The organism is Rhodovulum sp. PH10 (assembly GCF_000293785.1).
In the GTDB taxonomy this organism is placed as follows: domain Bacteria; phylum Pseudomonadota; class Alphaproteobacteria; order Rhizobiales; family Xanthobacteraceae; genus Rhodoplanes.
In genome coordinates, this window is the sequence record NZ_AKZI01000012.1 from 81,676 (window position 1) to 87,675 (window position 6,000).

Annotated in this window: 7 protein-coding genes; 3 read left to right on the top strand and 4 right to left on the bottom strand. The window is 72.4% G+C overall.

Features of this window, described 5'->3' with window-relative positions:
* The first annotated feature begins 166 nt into the window (after positions 1–166).
* Positions 167–1,612, top strand: coding sequence for a lipopolysaccharide biosynthesis protein (locus A33M_RS24355; protein WP_192814082.1), 1,446 nt, complete (start codon positions 167–169; stop codon positions 1,610–1,612).
* Positions 1,609–2,715: a GNAT family N-acetyltransferase gene (locus tag A33M_RS03260; protein WP_008383420.1), complete on the top strand. Its 1,107-nt coding sequence runs from the start codon at positions 1,609–1,611 to the stop codon at positions 2,713–2,715. The genes A33M_RS24355 and A33M_RS03260 overlap by 4 nt, the downstream gene beginning before the upstream one ends.
* Positions 2,716–2,749: 34 nt before the next feature.
* Here the strand turns inward: A33M_RS03260 and A33M_RS03265 are convergent, their stop codons facing one another.
* From A33M_RS03265 to A33M_RS24545, 4 genes are all read right to left on the bottom strand, one after another.
* Complete coding sequence (locus tag A33M_RS03265; protein ID WP_008383422.1) at positions 2,750–3,385, bottom strand: CAP domain-containing protein; 636 nt, start codon at positions 3,383–3,385, stop codon at positions 2,750–2,752.
* A 60-nt stretch (positions 3,386–3,445) separates the two neighbouring features.
* On the bottom strand, positions 3,446–3,856 hold the full coding sequence (locus A33M_RS03270) for a hypothetical protein (protein ID WP_008383424.1): 411 nt from the start codon (positions 3,854–3,856) through the stop codon (positions 3,446–3,448).
* A 250-nt stretch (positions 3,857–4,106) separates the two neighbouring features.
* Entirely contained in the window at positions 4,107–4,685 is a 579-nt protein-coding gene (locus A33M_RS03275) for a sigma-70 family RNA polymerase sigma factor (protein WP_008383427.1), read from the bottom strand.
* Positions 4,682–4,840, bottom strand: a complete 159-nt coding sequence (locus tag A33M_RS24545) for a NepR family anti-sigma factor (protein ID WP_008383429.1) — start codon at positions 4,838–4,840, stop codon at positions 4,682–4,684. Before A33M_RS24545 ends, A33M_RS03275 begins: the two co-directional genes overlap by 4 nt.
* Positions 4,841–5,088: 248 nt before the next feature.
* On the opposite strand from A33M_RS24545, the gene A33M_RS03285 reads away from it, so the two are divergent.
* Positions 5,089–5,892 (top strand): response regulator, encoded by an 804-nt coding sequence (locus A33M_RS03285; RefSeq protein WP_008383431.1) that lies wholly within the window; start codon positions 5,089–5,091, stop codon positions 5,890–5,892.
* Positions 5,893–6,000: the final 108 nt, after the last annotated feature.

Here is a 6,000-nt window from a genome sequence, read left to right on the forward strand (position 1 = left end):
AACGTCCATTCTCGACGGTCGAATTCGAAGCGCAACGAGGACTCGTGATCGCTCGTGGTCTTTCGATTCGACATTCGCGATCGGAGCCGCGGCGGCGGGATGCGACTTCCGGATTCGGACCACGGGCGTGCGGGCGGTCCCAACGGTGCGGAGGTGCGGTGTGGCCGTGAGCGAGACCGAGCGTCGCCCGTCGCCGGTGCGGCGTGTCGCCGGCGGCGCGTTGCGCCAAATCCTGCGTCCCGTCCTGCGTCCCGTCGTGCGCCCCCTTGCGCGGGCCGCCGAGCGGCTGCGCCGCGCGCTCGCCGACGACAGCGGCCGTGCGGTCGCCCGGCGCAACGCCGGCCTCGCCTTCCTGATCCGGGTCGCCGGTGCCGCCGTCGCCTTCGTCAGCCAAATCCTGCTCGCCCGCTGGATGGGCCGGTTCGAGTTCGGCATCTACGTCTCGGTGTGGACCTGGGCGAGCGTGCTCGGCCCGCTGGCGCCGCTCGGCCTCGGCTATGCGGCGCAGCGCTTCGTGCCGGACTATCGGCTGCACGGCGATCTCGCCGGGCTGCGCGGCTTTCTGCTCGGTGGCCGGCTGCTCGCACTCGCCTTCGGGGTCGTCGCCGGCATCGTGCTCGCCGCCGTGGTGGTGGCCTTTTCCGGCCGACCGGTGCCGCCGCACGTCGTGCTGCCGTTCGCGATCGGCGCCGCCACCCTGCCGATGCTCGCGCTCGGCAGCACGCAGGACGGCATTTCGCGGGCGTTCGACTGGTTCGACCTCGCGCTGATCCCGGTGTTCGTGGTGCAGCCGCTCCTGGTGGTCGCCGCGGTCGCCGGGCTCCATGCGGCCGGACGCCCGGTCGACGCGGTCGCCGTGCTGGCGGTCACCTGCGCGGCGGCGTGGATCGTCACCGCGCTGCAGACCGTGCTGTTGCGCCGCCGCCTGCGCGCGAAAATTCCGGCCGGGCCGCGCCGTCACGCGCCGCGCGCATGGCTCGCGGTGTCGCTGCCGATCGTCCTGGTCGACGGCTTCTTCCTTCTGCTGTTCTACGTCGATATCCTGGTCCTTCAGGTGTTCGAGCCGCCGCAGGAGGTCGCCATCTATTTCGCCGCCTCCAAGACGCTGGCGCTGGTGCATTTCATCGCCTACGCGGTGGGCGCGGCGGTGGCCCACCGCTTCTCGGCGTTCCACGCCCAGGGCGACCGGGCCGGCCTGCAACGCTTCGTCGCCGACGCGATCCGCTGGAGCTTTTGGCCGACGCTGGCGGTCGGGCTGATGCTGGTGGCGCTCGGCCGGCCGATCCTGTCGCTGTTCGGGCCGGGCTTTTCCGCCGGCTATCCGGTGCTGGTCGTCATCATGCTCGGGCTCCTCGCGCGCGGCGCGGTCGGCCCGGCCGACCGCCTCCTCAACATGACCGGCCATTCCTCCGCCTGCGCGCTCGTCTATGCGGTGGCGCTCGCCGCCAATCTCGCGCTCTGCCTGATCCTGATCCCCGCTTTCGGGCCGATCGGCGCGGCGGTGGCGATGGCCGCCGCGGTGGTGGTCGAATCCTCGCTCCTGTTCGTGATGGTGCGGACGAGGCTCGGGCTGCACGCCTTCGTGCTCGGGCGCGGCCGGCCGATCGCATGACGGACGATTTCGGGGCCTTTCGGGTCGAGCGAGAGCCGCTCGCCGCGCTCGCCGATGCGCGCGAGGCGTGGCAGGCGCTGGCCGAGCGGGCGGCCGAGCCGAACGTCTTTCTGTCGCCGGCGGTGGCGCTGGCGGCGCTGCCGGCGTTCGGCCGCGGGGTCGAGGCGGTCGCGGTGCGGGCCGCCGACGGCCGCCTCGCCGGCATGTTTCCGCTACGCCGACGGGTGGCGCGCAACGGCTTGCCGCGCAAAACCTGGGTCGGCTGGAGCCACGTCTTCGCGCCGCTCGGCACGCCGCTGGTCGACCGCGCGGCGCCCGAGCCGGTGGTGGCGGCATTCCTCGCCGCGGTCGCAGCGGCCGGCGCCGTCTATCTGGTGCCGCAACTGCCCGACGGCCCGGTCGCCGATGCCTTCGCCGCGGTGCTCGCCCGTACCGGCGGGTGCGAGGCGCAGTTCGGCCGCCACGCCCGCGCCCTGCTGCGCCCGGCCGAAGGCCCGCCCGACAACCGGCGGCGGCGCGAGCACGCGCGGCAGCGCCGGCGGCTCTCCGAGCAGGGCACGCTGGTGTTCGAGGCGGCCGAGACCCCGGCCGGGATCGCCGCGGCGCTCGCCGACTTTCTCGCCCTCGAGGCGCGCGGCTGGAAGGGCTCGGCCGGAACCGCGGCCGCCCAGACGCCGGCGCAGAGGTCGTTTCTGACCGAAGCCGTGACCGCGCTCGCCGAAGCGCGTCGTGCCCGCATCGTCCGTCTGGCGCTCGACGGCCGCAGCGTCGCCGCCGGCATCGTGCTGGTGCAGGAGCCTGCGGCCTGGTTCTGGAAGATCGCCTACGACGAGGATTTTTCCAAGTTTTCTCCGGGGGTGCAGCTCACCTTGGCGCTGTCCGATGCGCTGGTGCGGGAGCGGCGCTTCGCCTTCGTCGATTCGTGCGCGACCGAGAACCACCCGATGATCGACCGGCTGTGGCCCGGCCGGCGGCTGCTCGCCGACCGGCTGATCGCGCCCGCGCCGGCGGGGCCCGCCTTCTCCCTCGCATGCCGGCTCGAAGCCGGGCGCCGCGCCGCGATCGCCCGGGCGAAGCGGCTGCGCGACGCGCTGCGCCGGTGACGACCCGCCGCGAGCCGGACGAGCCGTCCGACCGTCAGCGCAGCGACCAGGTCTGCGACATGCCCCAGCGGTGCGGCGTGTCGGCCGCGACCGCGGCAGCCGGGCCGCCGGGGCCACCGGTGCTCGCCCGCTTGTCGGGGGCGGCGAGGATCAGCGCCCAGAACACCTTGTATTTCGTGTTGGGGGCGACGGCGGCGGCGATGCCCATGCGGGTGGCGTGGCGCTCCAGCATGTTGGCGCGGTGGGGCGGCGAGTCGCGCCAGCCGGAAAAGGCTTCGGCGAGCGTGTGATAGCCGGCCGAGACGTTCTCGACCGCGATTCCGGCGTCGAAGCCCGAGCGGCCGATGCGGCTCTTGAAGTCGCCGCGGACATTGTGGTCGAGCTTGTTCTGGGCGGCCATCGCGCGCGCCTGCTCCTCGGCGAGCCGCATCAGCGTCGGGTCGATCTCGACCGCGCCGAGGCCGTTGTTCCGGCGGTAGCCGGAGATCATCGAGGCGGCCGCCGCGGGGTCGAGTTCGGCCCCCTTGGCGAGGTTCCTGTAGAAGCTCGGCTCCTCGGGCACCGGCTCGGTGAAGGTTCCGGCACAGCCGGCGAGGGCGAGCGTGGCGGCGGCGAGCAGCGCGGCCGGGAGGGTCCGGTGCGGACGGCACCCCGGGCGATGGCGGATCATGACGGTTCGGTTCCTGCGAGGGGCGGGCCGGCGGCGCAAACGGCCGGCGCGCGGATGAGGTCAGCGGAGCCGTCCCCGAACCCGCACCGGGATCGGCACCGGCGCGCCCGGCCGGTCGTCCGCCGTCGGGCGGACGCGGTGAACGCGGTGTCCCCGGTTGCCGCGGTCGCCGTCGCCGGCGTCGCGATCGCCGAGGCGCATCACCGCGCTGCCCATCACCCAGCTGCCCATCGTCACCGCGAAGCCGAACAGCAGAAGGCCGATCGCGATCACCGGCGAGCTGTCGGACAGAACGAGACGACGGAGATGGTGGGCGTCGAGGGCGATCAGGCCGGCCACCGCGATCACGGCGATCAGGAGACCGAACGCCAGATTGATCGCCAAAAGCCGGATCAGCGGCTGGGCGAGCAGCGTGCGGGCGGAGGGCGGGGTCGCCGTCCGGCCGGGGGCCGCATCGTCGGTGTCGGTCATGGTGTCCTCCCCTCGCCGGGGCGTCGCGGGCCGTCCGGGCGGGTCGCGTCGGGACATGGCTCCACCCGTCCGGGTGATCCGGATTCGCGGCGAAAACGGGGCGGCCGCGCCGCCCCGTACGCGGGATCGATCCGGCTCCGCCGCCCGCCGGCTCCGGCGCCCCACCGCGGCACCCCGCATCGGTGCCCCGCATCGGCGTCGCCTCGCATCGGTATCCCGCCGTTGCCCGGTCGGGGCACCGGCGCGCCGGTCAGCTGCCGCCGCCGGTGAACACCGCGCGCAGCTCGCGGTCGGGGCCGAGATCCTCGATGCTCTCGATCGCCAACAGCTCGGCCAGCCGCGTGCGGGCACGATTGACGCGGCTCTTGATGGTGCCGACCGCGCAGCCGCAGATTTCCGCCGCCTCCTCGTAGGAGAAGCCCGATGCGCCGACCAGCACCAGCGCCTCGCGCTGGTCCGACGGCAGCTTTGCGAGCGCCTCGCGGAACTCCTCGAACTCGACCTTGCTGCTCTGCTCGGGCTGGGTCTTCATCGAGTCGGCATAGGCGCCGTCGGAATCGGCCACCTCGCGCCGCCGCTTGCGGTACTCGGAGCGAAACAGGTTGCGCAGGATGGTGAAAAGCCAGGCCGACATGTTGGTGCCGGGCTCGAACGAATCGAGATTCGCCCAGGCCCGCAGCAACGTCTCCTGCACCAGATCGTCGGCCCGGTCGACATTGGCCGACAGCGAGATCGCGAAGGCACGCAGGCTCGGCACGGCGGCCAGCATGGCGTCGCGAACCGAGGCGTCGTCGGTCGACGCGGAACGTCCGGGGGTATTGCGACTCATTCGCTGGGATCCTCGTCGACGTGCCGGCGAGTGTCCGGTTGCTGCTCCAGATTGCGCAGCAGCTCGACGAAGCGGTCGGGCACCCCCTGATCCACCACGTCGTCGTAGAGCGCACGCAACTGTTGGCCGATCTTGGTCTGAATCTCTCTGTTCAAGGTCGGGCCTGCTCGTCCCGTCTCCGGTCTTCCTGCTGCGGCTCGCACTTGAACTCCACCTTCCGATCGCGACTTTCGTTCCGTCATCACTTCCTCACTCCGGCTCGTCCTCCGGAACGGAGCCGGGCCCCGCGAACACCGAGTGCAACTCCGGTCGCTTGCCATAGTTCCAACCCACGGAACCAATATATGATTGCGGCGTTCTCCACACCGCGGCACGGGGCCGTGACCAACCGGGAGAGAGTACTTTGTCGTCGGCGCAACTCGTCGCTTCGCACCTACCCTACCTCCGCCGCTACGCGCGCGCCCTCACCGGCAGCCAGACCTCGGGCGACGCCTATGTCGCCGCCACGCTCGAGGCGCTGATCAAGGAGCCGGCCATTCTGGAGGAGGCCGCCAAGCCCAAGGTGGCGCTGTTCCGCGCCTTCACCGCGATCTGGACGTCGCTGCCGCTCAACGGCACCGCCGAGGCGGTCGACGCCGACGCCCCCGGCGAGCGCCGGCTCGGCCAGCTCACCCCGCTGGCGCGCCAAGCGTTCCTGCTGGTCTCGCTGGAGGGCTTCTCCGAGGACGATGCCGCGACCGTGCTCGGCATCGACCTGATGCGGGTGCGCAGCCTGGTGGAGGAGGCCGGCCGCGAGCTCGCCGCCGAGATCGCCACCGACGTGCTGATCATCGAGGACGAGACCTTCATCGCGCTCGATCTCGAGGGCTTGGTCGAGAGCCTCGGCCACCGGGTGGTCGGCATCGCCCGCACCCACACCGAGGCGGTGCAGATCGCCAAGAAGAAACGCCCGGGCCTGATCCTCGCCGACATCCAGCTCGCCGACGGCTCCTCCGGCCTCGACGCGGTCAACGAGCTTCTCGACACCTTCGAGGTGCCGGTGATCTTCATCACCGCCTATCCGGAACGCTTCCTCACCGGCCAGCGCCCGGAACCGGCCTTCCTGATCGCAAAACCGTTCCAGCCGGCGACCGTCTCCGCCGTGGTGAGCCAGGCGCTGTTCTTCGAGCGCAACGCCACCCGCCGCGAGCGCCGCATCCCGGCCTGACGGGCTGCCCCTGCTCCCGCGCATCGTCGCGGGAGACCGGTCCGATGCCCGCGCCGCCCGCGCGGGCATCGCCGTTTCGGGGGGGGGGGGGGGCGGGCCCCCTTGCCC

Coding starts and splice junctions, on each gene's coding strand:
- A33M_RS03260 (WP_008383420.1), top strand. CDS start 1,609: ATGACGGACGATTTCGGGGCCTTTCGGGTCGAGCGAGAGCCGCTCGCC.
- A33M_RS03265 (WP_008383422.1), bottom strand. CDS start 3,385: ATGATCCGCCATCGCCCGGGGTGCCGTCCGCACCGGACCCTCCCGGCC.
- A33M_RS03275 (WP_008383427.1), bottom strand. CDS start 4,685: ATGAGTCGCAATACCCCCGGACGTTCCGCGTCGACCGACGACGCCTCG.
- A33M_RS03270 (WP_008383424.1), bottom strand. CDS start 3,856: ATGACCGACACCGACGATGCGGCCCCCGGCCGGACGGCGACCCCGCCC.